The organism is Achromobacter sp. K91, assembly GCF_003576205.1.
GTDB lineage: Bacteria > Pseudomonadota > Gammaproteobacteria > Burkholderiales > Burkholderiaceae_B > Achromobacter > Achromobacter aegrifaciens.
In genome coordinates this window covers 154654-172037 of sequence record NZ_QWFB01000031.1, presented here as the reverse complement: position 1 = coordinate 172037, position 17384 = coordinate 154654, and the positions used below count along the sequence as shown (strand labels likewise).

The window sequence follows — 17384 nt, the reverse complement described above, 5'->3', positions numbered from 1 at the left end:
GCTCCAGTACCTGTAGGAATGAAAGACGCGGCCATTGTTGAAGGCAAGGCGGAGTTTTGACAATCCAAATTAACTCAAGTTAATTTCGGAAAATCCGAATTTTCTGCAGCCCTGAAGCCATGTCCGCGCCCTTGAAGATCCAGCATCTGCGCCAGTTTCTGTTGGCGGCCGACCACGGCAGTTTCCGTCTGGCGGCCGAAGGCACATTCCGTTCGCAGGCGGCCGTGTCGGCGGCCATGCAGGATCTTGAGCAGCAGCTGGGCGCGCCGCTGTTCGAACCCGGCAAGCGCGCGCAGCTCACGCCCCTGGGTATCGCCGTGGCTCCGTTATTCCGCGAACTGCTGTCCACCCACGACCGGGTGCTGGACGCGGCGCGTCAGTTCGGCCTGGGCAGCCAGGGACCGGTATCGCTGGCGGTGATGCCGTCGCTGGCCGACGAGTGGCTGCCGCGTTTGCTGGAGCGCTATGCGCGCAGCCACCCCGCGATCCGCATCCGCGCCGTCGACGAGTCCTCGCAGGATGTGCACCGGCTGGTGCTTGGCGGGGAGATCCAGGTAGGGGTGGCGGGGCAGGTGCCGCGCACCGCGGAGGTGGCGTTCGCGCCGGTGGCGCGCGACGCGTTCGGCCTGGTGTGCCGCAAGAGCCATCCGCTGGCGCGGCGCCGCGGACCGGTGCCCTGGTCCGCGCTGGCGGGCGAGCGCCTGATAGGCAACGCCACCTTCGACACGCTGAAGAACCGGCAACTGGGCAGCGCCATCGAGGACCCGTTCATGGTGGTGTCGAACCGCGCGTCGCTCCTGGCCAGCGTGGTCAGCGGGCTGGGCGTGACGGTGCTGCCGGTGCTGGCGCGGCCGGCCGCCGCGACCGGACTGGCCTTCGTGCCGCTGGCCGAACCCACGGTCGAGCGCATCGTCGGCGTGCTGACCCGCAAGGAAGAAACGCTGCTGCCGTCGGTGGCTGCCATGCATGCATTGGCCCTGCGTTCCCTGGCCCAGTTCACGCGCCGCAAGGGCGCGATCCTGGTATAGCGACCAGGCGTGCTGCGGCGCTAGACGCCGCAGGCGTAGATCATGAACTGGCGGAAGGCTTCGGCGGGCTTGGCCAGCCGCGCTTGCGGATGCCACAGCAGCCCGGCCTCCATGGGCGGGACGGCATCGGTAATGGGTACGGCCTCGATCTTGCGGCCCTCCAGCGACCACGGACGGTAGACCATGTCCGACAGCATCGTGACGCCGAAGCCATGCGCAACCAGCCCGCGAAGCGCCTCCATCGAGCGCGTGCGGAAGGCGATGTCGGGCTGCAGGCCGTGGGCGCGCCAGTAGGCCAGCGCGGAGCGTTCGCCTTCGTCCATTTCCAACAGGATGTAGGGATAGCCGGCAATGTCGGCCAGCGACGGCGCCGATGCCTGCGCCAGCGGATGGCCGGACGCGGTCCATAGCTGCCGCCGCGAGCGCACCAGCACCTGGTGACCGAAGCGCTCGCGCCGTTCCACGTTGGACAGCAGCGCCACGCCCAGCTCGACCTCGCCGCGGGTTACGGCGGCTTCGATCTCGGGCCGGTCGAGGTCGACAAGGTCCAGCTCCACGTCGGGATAGCGCCGCCGGAAGCGCGCCAGCAGGTCGGGCAGGAAGTAGCCCAGCACCGTGTAGGACGCGGCGATCTTCACTGCGCCGCGCAGCGCATAGCGCTGGAAGCCGGGCTCGCGCAGGGCGTCGTCCAGCGAGTCGAGCACTTCACGCGCCCGCTGGTGGAAGTTATGCCCTTCGGGCGTCAGGGTGACGCCATGCGGATGGCGGTCGAACAGCCGCACGCCCAGTTGCGCCTCCAGCGCCAGGACGGCGTTGGTGACCGCGGATTGGGAGACATGCTCGTCGGCGGCGGCCATGGAAAACCGGCCGGTCCGGGCGGCAGCCGCGAAGTAGCGCAGTTGGCGCAGGGTGACATCGTTAGCCATCTGTTTAGCGCATACCTGATACCTGAATATATGAATATACGATAACCAGCCTGCTTCCTACACTGCGGCAAAACACCAAGAACCGGAACGCAGGAGACAAGCGTGGACACCCCCTTTTCCGCAGGCGCGGCCGATACCCATGGCCTGACGCTGGACGACAAGTACACCCGCAGCCACGGGCGCATCTATCTGAGTGGCACCCAGGCCCTGGTGCGGCTGCCGCTGTTGCAAAAGCAGCGCGACCTGCAGGCCGGCCTGAACACCGGCGGCTACATCTCTGGCTACCGCGGCTCGCCGCTGGGCGGGCTGGACCAGGCCCTGTGGAAGGCCAAGCGCCACCTGCAGGCCAACGACGTGGTGTTCCAGCCCGGCGTGAACGAAGACCTGGCCGCCACGGCGGTATGGGGCTCGCAGCAGCTGAACCTGTTTCCGGGGGCGGCGCGCGACGGCGTATTCGGCATGTGGTACGGCAAGGGGCCGGGCGTGGATCGGTCGGTGGACGTGCTCAAGCACGCCAATTCCGCCGGCAGTTCGGCGCATGGCGGCGTGCTGATGCTGGCGGGCGACGACCATGCCGCCAAGTCCTCGTCGGTGGCGCACCAGTCCGAGCACGTGCTGATCGCCAGCGGCATACCAGTGCTGTATCCGTCCAACGTGCAGGAGTACCTGGACTACGGCCTGCATGGCTGGGCCATGAGCCGCTACACCGGCCTGTGGGTGGCGATGAAATGCGTGACCGACGTGGTCGAGTCCAGCGCTTCGGTGGAAGTGGATCCGGACCGGGTGCAGGTGGTGCTGCCCGAAGACGTCTTGCCCGAAGGCGGCCTGAACATCCGCTGGCCCGACACGCCGCTGGCGCAGGAGGCGCGGCTGCTGGACCACAAGTGGTATGCGGCGCTGGCCTATGTGCGCGCCAACAAGCTGAACCGCGTGGTGCTGGATTCCCCGCAAGCGCATTTCGGCATCATGACCGCGGGCAAGGCGTATCTGGACGTGCGCCAGGCGCTCAACGACCTGGGCCTGGACGAGGCGGCCTGTAGCGAGGCCGGCATACGCGTGCTGAAGGTGGGCTGCATCTGGCCGCTGGACGCGCAGGATGCGCGCGAGTTCGCCACCGGCCTGAAAGAGATCCTGGTGGTGGAGGAAAAGCGCCAGATCCTGGAATACGCGCTGAAGGAAGAGCTCTACAACTGGCGCGACGACGTGCGGCCGCGCGTCTACGGCAAGTTCGACGAACGCGACAACGGCGGCGGCGAATGGTCCACGCCGCGCGGCGGCTGGCTGCTGCCCGCGCGTCACGAGCTGTCGCCCGCGCTGATCGCCCGCGCCATCGCCGCGCGGCTGGAAAAGGCCGACCTGTCGGATGCGCTGAGAGCGCGCATCGCGGCGCGGCTGGCTGTCATCGACGCCAAGGAGCGCGAGGCTTCCCGTCCCACGCTGGTGGAAGAGCGCAAACCCTGGTTCTGTTCCGGCTGTCCGCACAACACCTCCACCCGCGTGCCCGAAGGCTCGCGCGCCGTGGCCGGCATCGGCTGCCATTACATGGCGATGTGGATGGACCGCAAGACCGACACCTTCAGCCAGATGGGCGGCGAAGGCGTTGCCTGGCTGGGCCAGAAGGACTTCACCACTGAGCGCCACATCTTCGCCAACCTGGGCGACGGCACCTATTTCCATTCGGGGTTGCTGGCCATACGCGCGGCAGTCGCCGCGCACGCCAGCATCACCTACAAGATCCTCTACAACGACGCCGTCGCGATGACGGGCGGGCAGCCGGTGGACGGCGTGCTCACGGTGCCGCAGATCGCCGCGCAGATGCAGGCCGAAGGCGTGGTCCAGACCGTGGTTGTGACCGACGAGCCGGAAAAGTACGCCGGCGCCGCCGCGCTGCCACAGGGCGTGGCAGTGCACCACCGCAAGGCCCTGGACGACGTGCAGCGCGCCTTGCGCGACGTCGCAGGCACGACGGTGCTGATCTACGACCAGACCTGCGCCACCGAGAAGCGCCGCCGCCGCAAGCGCGGCGAGTATCCCGATCCGCCGCGCCGCGCCTTCATCAACGAGTCGGTCTGCGAAGGTTGCGGCGACTGCTCGGTGCAATCCAATTGCCTGTCGGTCGAGCCGCTGGATACGCCGCTGGGCACGAAACGCCGCATCAACCAGTCGTCCTGCAACAAGGACTTTTCCTGCGTGGAGGGCTTTTGCCCCAGCTTTGTCACGGCGGAAGGCGCGACGCTGCGCAAGCCGGGAACGGGCAGGGATCTCCCCGCGTTGGCCGAACCGCCGCAGCCCGACCTGGCAGGGATCCGTCCGCTTGGGGCCTACCGCGTGGTGATCGCGGGCGTGGGCGGAACCGGCGTCGTGACCATAGGCGCGCTGCTGGGCGCGGCCGCGCATCTTGAAGGCAAGGGCGTGACCGTGCTGGACATGGCCGGGCTGGCGCAGAAAGGCGGCGCCGTGCTCAGCCACGTGCAGCTGGCCAATCGCCCCGCGGACCTGCATGCCACGCGCGTGGCGCTGGGCGAGGCCGACCTGGTCATCGGCTGTGACGCGCTGGTGTCGGCGTCGCCCGAAGTGCTGTCGCGCCTGCGCCCGGACCATGGCCGCGCCGTGGTGAACAGCAGCGCCGCACCGACGGCAGCCTTCCTGTCGCAGCCGAGCTGGCGCTTCCCCGGCGCGCAAGCCGAAGCCGCGCTGGCGCGCAGCACGGGCGGCAACTGCGATTTCATCGAGGCCGGCCCGCTGGCCGAGGCCCTGCTCGGCGACACCATCTACGCCAATCCGCTGCTGCTGGGCTATGCCTGGCAGCAGGGCGGCCTGCCGCTGGCGCTGGACAGCCTGCGGCGCGCCATCGAGCTGAACGGCGTCTCGGTCGAAAAGAACCTGGCCGCCTTTGAACTGGGCCGGCAAGCCGCGCATCATGGCGCCGCCGCGCTCAAGCCGGCGCCGCGGGCGCAGGTGATGGCCTTGCCGGAGTCCCTGGACGGCCAGATCCAGCGGTTGGCGCAACACGTACGCGCCTATCAGGACGAGGCCTACGCCGCGCGCTTCCTGGATGCGGTGGCAGCGGTGCGGGCGCGCGAAGCCGCGCTGGCGGATCCGCAGCGTTTCGAGGTCACGCAGGCGGTCGCGCGCAACCTCGCCAAACTCATGACTTACAAGGACGAGTACGAGGTGGCGCGCCTGTACGTGGATCCGGCCTTCAAGGCCCGGCTGCGCGAGCAGTTCGAAGGAGAACCCGGCCGCGACTACCAGCTGCGCTATCACTTGGCGCCACCCGCGCTGGCGCGCCGCGACGCGCGCGGACGCCTGCAGAAGCGCGCCTACGGTTCGTGGATGGGACTGGCGTTTCGCGCGCTGGCGCCCATGAAGCGGTGGCGCGGCACCTGGCTGGACGTGTTCGGCAAGACCGCCGAACGCCGCATGGAGCGGCAACTGGCGGCCGACTACCTGGCGCTGGCCGAGGAGTTCTCCCGCACGCTGGACGCGGCCAATCGCGCCACGGCGTTGGAACTGGCCGCGCTGCCGGACACGATCCGCGGCTATGGCCATGTCAAGGAGCAAAACGTCCAACGGGTGCGCGCGCGGGAAGCCGGGCTGTGGGAGCAGTACCGCGCGCCGGCGCGGGAAACGCTGGCGGCCTGAGACCGCTATGCGGACAGGGCGGCAATCCTGCCGCCCTGTCCGCCATTAGGGATTCCCTCCACTTTGGGCCCGCCGAAGCCATGCTTAAGCATTTCTCAATAGGCAGGCTCAGGGGCTTGCGTCAGAGTTCTGCATCATGAAACGGCCGCCAGACGCCGTTGCCCGTCGCGCCGCCGAGCGCGGCGGTCGCGATGCCCGCACACAGAAGATTGCCTGCCTTTTGCACACCAGCCGAGACCCCGGGGAAACACCGGGCGCCGGCTGACCGGCCGTTGCCGTCCGGCAGCGGCTCCCTGTTGGTCCGAGGAGACAACAATGAGCAAGAGTTGGAAAGCGCTGTTGGGCGCTGCCGCCGTCATGGCGGGAGGGTGGGTCCACGCGGCCGACGCGCCGCCGGACATCAAACTGATGCAATTGTCCGTGGGCAAGATCGAGCTGGACAAGGGCTTCATGACCGCCATGGTGGACGTGGGCACCAAGATCAAGATTCCCGTGCCGGCCTACGTGATCCAGCACCCGCGCGGACTGGTCTTGTTCGATACCGGCATGAACCAGGCCACGGCCGACGGCAACTGCGCCAATTACTGGGGGCAGGGCCTGTGCGGCGCGTTCAACTCCATCCAGGGGCGCGACGAAGTGGTGGACCGCCAACTCAAGGCCGCCGGCTTTGACGTGAACGACGTCAAGTACGTGGTGTATTCGCACTTCCACCTGGACCATGCAGGCAACATCAAGATGTTCCCCAAGGCGCGCCACGTGGTGCAGAAGGCGGAGTTGCGGGCCGCATGGTGGCCGGAGAAATTCCAGCGCGCGGCCTATGTCATGAAGGACTTCGATACCACGCGCGACTACGACTTCATCCAGGTGGAAGGGGATTTCGACCTGTTCGGCGACGGCAGCATCGTGCTGCTGGACACCAAGGGCCATACCCAGGGCCACCAGTCCCTGCAGGTCAAGCTGAAGAACACGGGCACGGTGCTGCTGGCGGCGGACGCCATCTACACGGGCGAGAACGAAGCCGGCGTGATTCCGGGCATCACCTGGAACACGGCCGCTTCCATGCTGGCCATCGACCGGCTCAAGCAGATCCGCGACGCGCGCCAGGGACAGCTCTGGTACAGCCACGATGCGGAGCAGCACGCGCAGAACGCCAAGACCAAGGTCTTCGACTGAGGACGCGCCATGCAGCCGGTAGTCGCCTTGCATGAAGTCTGCAAGTCGTTCGGGCCGCGCCAGGTCCTGCATTCCCTGAGCCTCAGCGTGGGGCCAGGGGAAATCGTGGGCCTGCTGGGTCCGAACGGCAGCGGCAAGACCACCACCTTGCGCCTGATGGCGGGCTTCTACGCGCCCGATAGCGGCCGCATCACGATCCGCGGCCGTCTGCCGGCCGCGGGGCGCGGCAACGCCGACATCGGCTATCTGCCCGAGCGCGCGCCGCTGTATGACGCGCTGACGGTGTCGCAGTACCTGGAGTTCGTTGCCGGCGTCAAGGTCGAGGGCGGCGCGCGCGCCCGGCGCCAGGCGACAGAGCGGGCCATCGAAGGGTTCGATCTGCAGGGCCTGACGCGGTCCAACATAGGCCGGCTGTCCAAGGGACAGCGCCAGCGCGTCGGTCTGGCGCAGGCCGTGCTGAACGACCCGCCCGTGCTGTTGCTGGACGAGGCCACCAACGGACTGGATCCGGTGCAGATCGTCGAAGCGCGCGCCATGATACGGCGCTGCGCGCAGGGACGCGCCGTGGTGTTCAGCAGCCATCTAATGCAGGAAGTGGAGGCCCTGTGCACCCGCATCGCCATCCTGCGCCAGGGACGACTGGTGGAGGATGCGGCGCTGGGCGAGACGCCGGCCGCGCTGCAGCTGAGCCTGAGGTTGCCCCAGGCGCGGCACGCGGCCCTGCGCGCGGCCCTGCTTGCTTGCCCCGGAGTCAAGGGCGTCGACGCCGAGCCGGTCGACGCGGACCATAGCAAATGGCGCATAGGCTGGGACCGCCAAGAGGGCGGCGAGGCGAGCTGCGACGTCGTGCTGCGTATCGTGCTGGCGCATGCGGAAGTGCGCGCGGTGCTGTCCATGCACGACGCCGTCGAGGCCCGCCTGTTGGCCGCGCTGGCGCCCAACGACCCGCAACTGCGGAGGCGCGCATGAGGAGCTTTCTCGCCCTGTACCGCAAGGAACTGCGCACCGACTTCGGCTCCCCCGTGGCGCTGGCGGTGGTGGCGGTGTTCTGGGCACTGTCGGGCTATCTGTTCAGCTTCAACCTGTTCTTCGTCAGCACGGGGCAGATGGTGACCGCCTTTCACAACATGACCATTCTGCTGATCCTGGTGATGCCGCTGGTCAGCATGCGGGCCTTCGCGGAAGAAGCGCGGCAGGGCACGCTGGAGCTGCTGCTGACCTTGCCGCTGCCGGACTTCACCTTGGTCGCGGCCAAGTACGCGGCCGGATTGACCGTGCTGGCGCTGATGCTGGCGGGCACCGCGTCCGCGGTGCTGCCCCTGGCCTGGTACGGACAGCCGGACTATGGGCCCATCGTCGGCGGCTACATCGGCGTGTTCCTGTACGGCGCGCTGTTCCTGGCTATCGGCATCGCGATGTCCAGCGCCTGCACCAATCAGATCGTGGCGGCCAGCGCCACCTGGGGCCTCCTCGTGCTGCTGTGGTTCATCGACTATCCCGCCGCGCTGGACGCCTTTCCCGCGCTATCACCGTTCTTCCAGGCCCTGTCGCTGTCGGCGCAGCACGTGGACTTCATCCGCGGCGTGCTGCCAGGCCCGGCCACGCTGACTTTGGCCAGCCTGACGCTGCTGGCCTTGATGGTGGCCGCGGTCAACCTCAAGCGCTGGAGGCTGAGATGAAACCCGACGCTCCGCGCCGCGCCATAAAGCGCCTGGCGTTATGGCTGCCGGTGATGGCCGTGGCGGCGCTGCTGCTGGCGCTGAACCTATGGGCATCGCGCCATCTGGGGCGCCTGGACCTGACCGCCCAACGCCTGTACAGCCTGGCTCCCGAAAGCATCGAGGTGGCGCGCCGTATCAACCAGCCCGTCGAGGTCACCTGGTTCTACGACCTGCGCAACAAAAGCATGGTCGACGCGCTGGAGCTGCTGCGCCAGTACCAGCGCGCCAATCCGCTGATCCAGGTGCGCGGCGTGGATCCCGCGCTGCGCCCGGCCGAGGCGCGCGAGGCCGGCATCCAGTTCGCCGGCAGCGCCGTGCTGGCCGCAGGCGAACGCCGCATGACGATCAACGGCGGCACCGAGACAGATTTCACCAATGCGCTGATCCGTATCAGCCAACGTGGCGCGCAGACCGTCTGCTTCACGCAAGGGCATCGCGAACCCGCGTTGGACAGCCTGACCTCGTTGGACGACCTGGAAGAGCATGACGGCGATGAGAACCTGGTGGCCCGGGTCGAGGTGCATGAGCAGCATGGCATGGCGATGGCGCGCAACGCGCTGCGCACATTGGGCTTCGCTACGCGCGGCGTGAACGCGGGCAGCCTGGCGCAAGCGCTGCCGCAATGCTCGGTGGTGGTCGCGGCCGGCCCGCGCACACCGTTCGGCGCGGGTGATGCGCAAGCGCTGCGGGAATGGACGGCCGGGGGCGGTAAGACCCTGCTGCTGCTGGAGCCGGACTCGGCCCACGGCCTGGACGCCTTGCTCGGCGACTTCGGCATCGCGCGTCCGGCGGGCGTGCTGGCGGATCCGGCCAGCCACTACCGCAACGATCCCGGCAGTCCGGCCGTCAGCGATTACACGCGGCACAAGCTGACGCGCGGCCTGCCCTTGAGCTTCTTCCCTGGCGCGGCCGGCCTGGAACCCGCAGGCGACAGCCTGCCCCGCGGGGTGGTGGTGACGCCGCTGGCGCAGACCTCCGACCAGGCGCTGCTGCCCGGCCGGTCCGCCGCGCGCTACGCGCTGATGGCCTTGGCCACGCGCAACGCCCAGGGCGCGGACGGCGCCGCGCTGCCCATGCTGCTGGTGGCGGGGGACAGCGATTTCGCGACCAACCGCCATTTCGCCACCCTCGGCAACGGCCCGCTCTTCACCAACGCGGTATCCCTGTTGGCGGGCGAGGACGCCTTGCTGACGATACGGCCCCGGCATTACGAGAACCGCCGGGTCGAGCTGACCAACCGCCAGATGCGCGCGGTCTTCTGGACCAGCACGGTGGCCCTGCCCCTGCTGGCGCTGATGGCCGGACTGCTGATGTGGTGGAGGCGCCGATGAACGTCGCGCGTACCGGATGGTCGCTGCTCCTGGCCGCAGGCATCGGCCTGTCGCTATGGCAATGGCGGGAGGCAACCGAGTCGCCGCAGCGCCGTGGCGGCCATACCCATCTGCACGACGACTCCGGCAAGCCCGCGCGGCTCTATGCCTGGAGCCCGGCCGATGCCGTACAGGTGGTCCTGACCGCGCCCGACGGCACGCTGAGGCTGCGGCGCGGCGCGCAAGGCTGGGCAGCGGAATCAGCGGCGACAGCTGGCGGTTTCGATGCCGGGGAGTTCGTGGCGCTGTTTTCGCAGGCCCGCAGCGACCGCGTGCTGGCCCCGCAGCCGGACCAGCCCTATGGCCTGGCGCCGCCGCAACTGCGTATCGACGTCCTGGACGCGTCCGGTGGCACGCTGGCGAGCCTGGAAGTAGGCGCGCTGGCACCCGATGGACTAGGCCGTTATGTGCAGGTGCCCGGGGAACAGACGATACGCATCATCCCCGACTACCAGACCCGCGCGCCGCTGGCCGCTATGGCGGCTGCAGCTCCTTGAATACGCGGCACTCTATCGTCCGCGAAGCCGGGCTTGCACAAAGATAAATAGTCGCTGAAAAGGCGCATACCTATACTTCAAAGCCATTAACAGGCGGGTTTCGACGGCATCGGAAGAATGCAGGGAAACCAGCCGGAAAAGGGCCTTCCGGCCTGTCCGCGGTGCATCGCGGGGCGGACTCGGAAAGGTTGATAACGAGACATGGGCGCGCCGCGCGCGCCAGGGCGACGGCCCGCACAGCCAGGCTTGCGATCGATGTTGCAGGGCAACGGATTCGCGGGCGCGGCAGGTGCACAGCGCTTTGGGAGAAAACGCTTGACCTTGGATCTACTGCCTCTCGCCTTGGTGGACGGCGTGGCGTACGCCAGTCTGCTGTTCCTGGTATCAATGGGGTTAACCCTGGTGTTTGGCGTGATGGGCATCCTGAACGTCGCCCATGGGGCCTTCTACGCGTTCGGGGGCTATGCCGCCGCCAGCTTCGTCATGTTCCTGGCGCCCAAGACGGACTCTCCCATCCTGCTGTTCGCGGCGCTGTTCGTGGCCGCCGTCGCGGTCGGGCTGGCGCTGGGCAGCATCATGGAGTTCCTGCTGATCCGTCGCGCCCAGAACTACGATCCCATCCTGAAGCTGCTGCTCACGTTTGGCGCCTTCCTCATGCTGGAGGACATCCAGCGCATGCTGTGGGGCGCGCAACCCTACAGCGCCAGCGAAGTGGTCAACAGGCTGGGCAACATCGAGATCGGCGACATCACCTACACCACTTATCAACTGGTGGTGGTTCCGGCGACCGCGCTGCTGGCCTACGTGTGCCTGGAATTCTTCCTGCGCCACACCAAGCTGGGCAAGCAGACCGTGGCCACCACGCACAACCGCGAGGTCGCGACCTCGCTGGGCATCAACGCCAAGAAGATCGGCTACGTCACCTTCGTGATAGCCACCATTCTGGGCGCGCTGGGCGGCGCCATGGCAGCGCCGACCACTTCGCTGGTGCCGGGCGCGGGCACCGACATGACCGTGCTGTCGTTCGCGGTGGTCGCCACCGCCGGCCTCGGCCAAATCACGGGCGCACTGATCGCGGCGCTGCTGATCGGCGTGATCCGCGCCATCGCCGTCTATGCCGCGCCGGAACTCGAGGTGGCAGTGCCGTACATCATCATGGTGCTGGTGCTCATCATCCGGCCGCATGGCCTGTTCACCGTGGCGCAAGCGAGGACGATCTGATGAAAGTTCCCGTCCTCAGCCTGCTGGCCGCGCTGCTTACGCTATTCCTTGGCTACACGTATTCCTGGACCATCACGCCCATCGTCATCGGGCTGACCTACGCCATCGCGGCGCTGGGCGTATCGGTGATGGCCCGCGCCGGGCAGATTTCCTTCGGCCACGCGATGTACTCCTGCATCTCGGCCTACACGGTGGCCTTCCTGGCGCGCGCCGTGCCAGGCGCGGACGCGTTGACGCTGATCCTGGCCGGCGTGCTGGCCAGCTTCCTCGCGGCGGTGGTCATCGGCCTGTTCGTGGTGCGCTACCGCGGCATCTTCTTCGGCATGCTCAACCTCGCCCTGAGCATGGTGCTGTTCGCGCTTCTGGGCAAGCTCTACACCTTGACGGGCGGCTCCGACGGCTTGCGCATCGTGCGGCCGGCGATGGCGGGCTTCGTCATGGAGCGGGAATCGTTCGAGCGTGCGCTGCTGGTGCTGACGCTGGTCCTCTCCCTCGTCCTGGCGTGGTGGGTGCAGCGCTATTTCCGATCCGGCAGCGGCCAGGCCCTGTCGGCGATCAAGACCAACGAAACGCGCCTGGAGTATCTCGGCTTTTCCGCCTACTTCATCATGTGGAAGGGCTACCTGCTGTCGGCCGTGGTGGTCGGTTTCTCGGGCGCCATCCTGGCGCTGATGCAAGGACTGGTCACACCGGAAATCGGCTCCTGGCTGCGCTCGGGCGAATTCGTCTTCATCACCATCCTGGGCGGCGCCGGCCATGCGGCGGGCGCTTTCCTGGGCGCAGTGGGATTCGAATCCGTGAAGCTGATCTCGGCCGCCTACTTCCCGGGCCTTTGGCAGTTCCTGCTGGGCCTGACCCTGATCCTGGTGATCTTCATGTTTCCCACCGGCTTCGTCGGGCAGATCATGAAACGCGCGGCAGCGCAGCGGCGCGAGCAGACCCGCGCGCAGGCCCCAGCCCGGATCCCGGTGAGGAACTGAAAATGAAACCCCTCATTCAAACCAAAGACCTGTACCTGGCCTTCGGCGGCGTGGTGGCCGCCGACAACATCAATTTCGAGCTACACGAGGGCGAGCGCCTGGCCGTGATCGGGCAGAACGGCGCGGGCAAGACCACCTTCATCAACATCTGCACGGGCTATCTGGCGCCGTCCAAGGGCAAGGTCTATTTCGATGGCCGCGACGTCACGGCGATGGCGCCGCGCAAGATCGTGCGGCTGGGCCTGGGCCGCTCGTTCCAGCTGCCGCAGCTGTTCACCGAGCACACTGTGCGCCAGTGCGTGCAGATCGCCGCGGCACGGCGCAACAAGGAGCTGAGCTGGTTCCGTTCGCTGGAAAGCACCATCGACGAAAAGGAAGTCGATGCCACGCTGGATCTGGTAGGCCTGCTGCCCGAGGCCGAGGAGATCTCCATCGGGCTGCCCGAAGGCAAGCGCAAGCTGCTGGACGTGGCCATGGCGCTGGCCTTGCGGCCCAAGCTTCTGATCATGGACGAGCCCACCAGCGGCGTCGCATCCGAGGACAAGTTCGGCCTGATGGAAACCGTGATGCATGCGCTGGATGAGCGGCGCGTGACCAGCTGGTTCGTCGAGCACGACGTGGACATCGTGTCGCGCTATGCCACGCGGGTGGCGGCCTGGATCTCGGGCAAGGTGGCCGCGGACGGCACGCCCGATGAAGTCTTGAACAACGCGCAGATCAAAAGCGAAGTGCTGGGGGCCTGAGAACATGCTGAACCTATCGGGCGTCAACGTAGACCTGGCCGGAAACCGCATCCTGCGGGACGTCAGCGCCAATTTCGAAGCCTCCAAGACCATCGGCATCGTCGGCCGCAACGGCGCGGGCAAGACCACGCTCTTGCGCACCATCATGGGCCTGACGCGGCTCAAGTCCGGGAAGATCTCCTTCGACGGCACCGACTTGACCGCGTTGCCCGGCCATCGGCGCGCGGCCCTGAAGGTGGGCTATGCGCCCGAGGACCGGGTGATCTTCCCGACCATGACCGTGGAGCAGAACCTGCACCTTCCTTGCGAAGTGCAAGGCCAGCCCAAGGCCGAGATCGAGGCGCGCGTCGCCACGGTGCTGAAGGTCGTGCCGCAACTGGAGCCCATGCTGCAACGCTCCGGCTCAGCGCTGTCCGGGGGGCAAGGCAAGATGGTGGCGCTGGCGCGCGCCGTCATGGTGGGCACGCGCCTCTTGATGCTGGACGAACCCTTCCAGGGCCTCGCGCCCAAGCTTGCGCGCGACTACACCGAAGCGCTGGCGCGGCTGAAAGAGCTGCAGCCCGACTTGTGCGTGGTGATCACCGAGTCCAACGTCAAGTTGCTCGGCGCCATCCCCGACCAGATATGGACGATCGAGCGCGGCTCGATCACGCTGAACTGATTCCACGGAGACATTCCATGACGCAGATGATCATCAACGGCCGCCAGGTCGATGCCGCCGACGGCCGCAGCATCGAGGTGGTTTCGCCGGTAGACGGCAAGGTATTTACCACCATTCCGCGCGGCCAGCAGGCCGACGTGGACGCGGCGGTGCGGGCGGCGCGCGCAGCGCTGGACGGCGAGTGGGGCGGCATGACCGCGCTGGAGCGCGGGCGGCTGCTGCTGCGCCTGGGGGAGAGCGTGCTGGCGCATCACGAGGAACTGGCGCAGCTGGAATCGCGCGACACCGGCAAGCCCATGTCCACGGCGCGCGCCGACATCACTGTGCTGGCGCGCTACTTCGAGTTCTACGGCGGCGCGGCCGACAAGGTGCATGGCCAGACCATTCCCTTCCAGAAGGACTACTCGGTCCAGCTGATCCGCGAGCCGCTGGGCGTCACGGCCCACATCATTCCCTGGAACTATCCGGCGCAGATGTTCGGCCGCAGTGTGGCGCCCGCGCTCGCCATGGGCAACGCCAGCGTGGTCAAGCCGGCCGAAGACGCCTGCCTGTCCATCATCCGCGTGGCCGAACTGGCGCTGGAAGTCGGTTTCCCGGCCGGTGCGTTGAACATCGTGACGGGCCTGGGCGAAGAGGCCGGCGCCAGCCTGTCGCGCCATCCCGACATCAACTTCATCACATTCACGGGCTCCAACGAAGTCGGCGTTCTGATCCAGCAGGCTGCCGCCGTCAACGCAGTCAAGTGCGTGCTGGAACTGGGCGGCAAGTCGGCGCATATCGTGTTCGACGATGCTCGCTACAAGCTGGCCATTCCGGCCATCGTCAAGGGCATTGTCCACAACGCAGGCCAGACCTGCACTGCCGGCAGCCGCCTGCTGGTGCAGAAGGGCATCTACGCCGATTTCATGAAGGCGTTGGCCGAGGAGTTCTCCAAGGTGCGCGCGGGTACGCCCGACATGGACCTGACCTGCGGTCCGGTAGTCAACAAGGCGCAGTACGACCGCGTAAATCGCTATATCGCGAAGGGCCTGGCGGACGGATTGAAGGTGATGGCTGAGGGCGCCATCGCCGACGGCGTGCCGGAGGGCGGCTACTTCGTCAAGCCGACGCTCTTCAGCGCTGCGACGCATGACAGCGACCTGCTGACGCAGGAGATCTTCGGGCCGGTGCTGGTGGCACTGCCGTTCGACACCGAGGCCGATGCCATCCGTCTGGCCAATGCAACGGAATACGGCCTGCTGGGCGCGGTCTGGACCGAAAACGGCGGACGCCAGCAACGCGTGGCGCGCGGCATCAAGTGCGGCCAGGTCTACATCAACGGCTTTGGCGCGGGCGGCGGCGTGGAGCTGCCGTTTGGCGGGGTGAAGAAAAGCGGGCACGGCCGCGAGAAGGGCTTCATCGCGCTGGAAGAAATGAGCACGACCAAGACGCTGATCCAATACTACGGCGAATGATCGCCACACCATCCGGAGACAAACAATGAGTCAGTTGCAAGGCAAGGTCGCCATCGTCACGGGCGGAGGCAGCGGTTTCGGCGAAGGCATCGTCAAGCTGTACGCCAAGGAAGGCGCCCGCGTCGTCATTGCCGACATCAACAAGGAGGCCGCCGACCGCGTGGCAGCCGAAGTCGGCGCCGCCGCCTTGGCAGTGAAGGCCGACGTGTCCAGCCGCGCCGATATCGACAACACGGTGCGGACCTGCCTGGACAAGTTTGGCGCCGTAGACATCGTGGTCAACAACGCCGCCATCACCCACAAGAACCAACCCATGCTGGACGTGGACGAGGCCATGTTCGACCGCATGTTCGACATCAACGTGAAGTCCATCTACCACATGGCGCAGGCCGTGGTGCCCGTCATGCGCAAGCAGAAGCGCGGCGTGATCCTGAACGTGGGCTCGACCGCCGGCATCCGGCCGCGTCCGGGCCTCAGCTGGTACAACGCGTCCAAAGGCGCGGTCAACGTGCTGTCGAAGTCCATGGCGGTGGAGCTGGGACCCGACGGCATCCGCGTCAACGCCATCTGCCCGGTGATGGGCATCACCGGCATGTTCGAACTGTTCATGGGCCTGCCCGACACGCCCGAGAACCGCGCCAAGTTCGTGTCGACCATTCCGCTGGGCCGCTTCTGCCAGCCTTCGGACGTGGCGGCGGCAGCGCTGTTCCTGGCCAGCGACGCCGCCGAGTTCATCACCGGCGTCGAGTTCCCGGTGGACGGCGGCCGCACGGTCTGACGTGCCGCGCCCGGCCTGTCCGGGCGCTTCTCCTTACTTTTTGTGAGTGACTGGCGTATGAAAATCAGAGCGGCGCTGTTGAGGGAAGTGGGGGTGGAAGGCCCCTATGCCCAGACCCGGCCATTGAGCATTGCCGAGATCGAACTGGACCGGCCCGGCACGGGCGAGGTGCTGGTGCGCATCAAGGCAGCCGGACTATGCCATTCCGACCTGTCGGTCATCAATGGCGACCGGCCCCGCGGCGTCCCTATCGTGCTGGGCCATGAGTCGTCCGGCGAGGTCGTGGAAACCGGCCCCGGCGTAACCGATCTGAAGCCAGGCGACCATGTGGCCATGGTGTTCGTACCCAGCTGCGGCTGCTGCAATCCCTGCATGGAAGGCCGGCCGGCCTTGTGCGAACCGGGCGCCGCGGCCAACACCAAGGGCACATTGCTGGGCGGCGAGCGCCGCCTGCACATCGGTGACGAATATATCAACCATCACACCGGCGTGTCCTGCTTCGCGGAGTATGCCGTGGTGTCGCGCCGTTCCTGCGTCAAGGTGAACGTCGAACTCAGCCATCGCGAGGCAGCGCTGTTCGGCTGCGCCGTGCTGACGGGCGCGGGTGCGGTGCTGAACCGGGCCCGCATCAAGGCGGGCGATACTGCCGCCATCGTCGGCCTGGGCGGCGTGGGGCTGAGCGCCCTGCTGGCTGCTGTGGCCGCCGGTGCGCGCCGCGTCGTGGCGATAGACCTCAGCGACGAAAAGCTTGCCCTGGCCAGGGAGCTGGGCGCGACGCACGTCGTCAATCCCAGGCAGGTGAAATCCGATGACGATCTCTATGACCTGGCCGGCGGCCGGGTGGATTATGGCTTTGACATGGCCGGCGCGGTGCCCGCGTTCGAGACCGCCTACAAGCTGACCCGCCGTGGCGGCGCCACCGTGACGTCGGGCCTGCCCAACCCCAAATTCAGTTTTCCTCTGTCCTTGTCGCAGATGGTGGGCGAAGAGCGCGAGATCCGGGGTAGCTACCTGGGCTCCGGCGTGCCGGCCATCGACATCAGCCGCTACATCGACCTGTACAAAGCGGGCCGGCTACCGGTCGACCGCATGATGGGTAAATCGTTTTCGCTGGACCAGATCAACGAGGGGTTCGATCACCTCGCAACCGGCGGCAGCCTGCGCGACGCCATCGTTTTCTAAGGGCA

The 17384-nt window shown here is 67.2% G+C and carries 15 protein-coding genes; 14 read left to right on the top strand and 1 reads right to left on the bottom strand.

The features are described from left to right. The first annotated feature begins 119 nt into the window (after positions 1-119). Positions 120-1028, top strand: coding sequence for a LysR family transcriptional regulator (locus DXK93_RS14185; RefSeq protein WP_119450374.1), 909 nt, complete (start codon positions 120-122; stop codon positions 1026-1028). Between the two features lie 20 nt (positions 1029-1048). Here DXK93_RS14185 and DXK93_RS14180 read toward each other — a convergent pair whose 3' ends face one another. Next, positions 1049-1954, bottom strand: a complete 906-nt coding sequence (locus DXK93_RS14180) for a LysR substrate-binding domain-containing protein (RefSeq protein WP_119450373.1) — start codon at positions 1952-1954, stop codon at positions 1049-1051. Between the two features lie 102 nt (positions 1955-2056). On the opposite strand from DXK93_RS14180, the gene DXK93_RS14175 reads away from it, so the two are divergent. The 13 genes from DXK93_RS14175 (at position 2057) to DXK93_RS14115 (ending at position 17379) form a co-directional block, all read left to right on the top strand. After that, a complete protein-coding gene (locus DXK93_RS14175; RefSeq protein WP_119450372.1) occupies positions 2057-5599 on the top strand; it encodes an indolepyruvate ferredoxin oxidoreductase family protein in 3543 nt (1180 codons plus the stop codon). A gap of 315 nt (positions 5600-5914) precedes the next feature. Further along, positions 5915-6772 (top strand): N-acyl homoserine lactonase family protein, encoded by an 858-nt coding sequence (locus tag DXK93_RS14170; protein ID WP_054452072.1) that lies wholly within the window; start codon positions 5915-5917, stop codon positions 6770-6772. A gap of 9 nt (positions 6773-6781) precedes the next feature. Next, positions 6782-7741, top strand: coding sequence for an ABC transporter ATP-binding protein (locus tag DXK93_RS14165; protein ID WP_054452071.1), 960 nt, complete (start codon positions 6782-6784; stop codon positions 7739-7741). Next, on the top strand, positions 7738-8451 hold the full coding sequence (locus tag DXK93_RS14160) for an ABC transporter permease (RefSeq protein WP_119450371.1): 714 nt from the start codon (positions 7738-7740) through the stop codon (positions 8449-8451). Before DXK93_RS14165 ends, DXK93_RS14160 begins: the two co-directional genes overlap by 4 nt. Further along, positions 8448-9824: a GldG family protein gene (locus DXK93_RS14155; protein WP_119450370.1), complete on the top strand. Its 1377-nt coding sequence runs from the start codon at positions 8448-8450 to the stop codon at positions 9822-9824. Before DXK93_RS14160 ends, DXK93_RS14155 begins: the two co-directional genes overlap by 4 nt. Further along, positions 9821-10360, top strand: a complete 540-nt coding sequence (locus tag DXK93_RS14150; protein ID WP_082400813.1) for an electron transporter SenC — start codon at positions 9821-9823, stop codon at positions 10358-10360. The genes DXK93_RS14155 and DXK93_RS14150 overlap by 4 nt, the downstream gene beginning before the upstream one ends. 315 nt (positions 10361-10675) lie before the next feature. Then, positions 10676-11581, top strand: a complete 906-nt coding sequence (locus DXK93_RS14145; protein ID WP_054452067.1) for a branched-chain amino acid ABC transporter permease — start codon at positions 10676-10678, stop codon at positions 11579-11581. Continuing rightward, entirely contained in the window at positions 11581-12561 is a 981-nt protein-coding gene (locus tag DXK93_RS14140; RefSeq protein WP_054452066.1) for a branched-chain amino acid ABC transporter permease, read from the top strand. The genes DXK93_RS14145 and DXK93_RS14140 overlap by 1 nt, the downstream gene beginning before the upstream one ends. A 2-nt stretch (positions 12562-12563) precedes the next feature. After that, on the top strand, positions 12564-13304 hold the full coding sequence (locus DXK93_RS14135) for an ABC transporter ATP-binding protein (RefSeq protein ID WP_054452065.1): 741 nt from the start codon (positions 12564-12566) through the stop codon (positions 13302-13304). Between the two features lie 4 nt (positions 13305-13308). Beyond that, entirely contained in the window at positions 13309-13965 is a 657-nt protein-coding gene (locus tag DXK93_RS14130) for an ABC transporter ATP-binding protein (protein WP_119450369.1), read from the top strand. Between the two features lie 17 nt (positions 13966-13982). Further along, on the top strand, positions 13983-15419 hold the full coding sequence (locus tag DXK93_RS14125; protein ID WP_119450368.1) for an aldehyde dehydrogenase family protein: 1437 nt from the start codon (positions 13983-13985) through the stop codon (positions 15417-15419). 25 nt (positions 15420-15444) lie between these two features. Then, the gene (locus tag DXK93_RS14120) at positions 15445-16197 is read left to right on the top strand and encodes a glucose 1-dehydrogenase (RefSeq protein WP_054452062.1); all 753 of its coding nucleotides are present in this window, start codon (positions 15445-15447) and stop codon (positions 16195-16197) included. Between the two features lie 57 nt (positions 16198-16254). After that, positions 16255-17379 (top strand): zinc-dependent alcohol dehydrogenase family protein, encoded by a 1125-nt coding sequence (locus DXK93_RS14115; RefSeq protein WP_119450367.1) that lies wholly within the window; start codon positions 16255-16257, stop codon positions 17377-17379. The last annotated feature ends 5 nt before the right edge of the window (positions 17380-17384 follow it).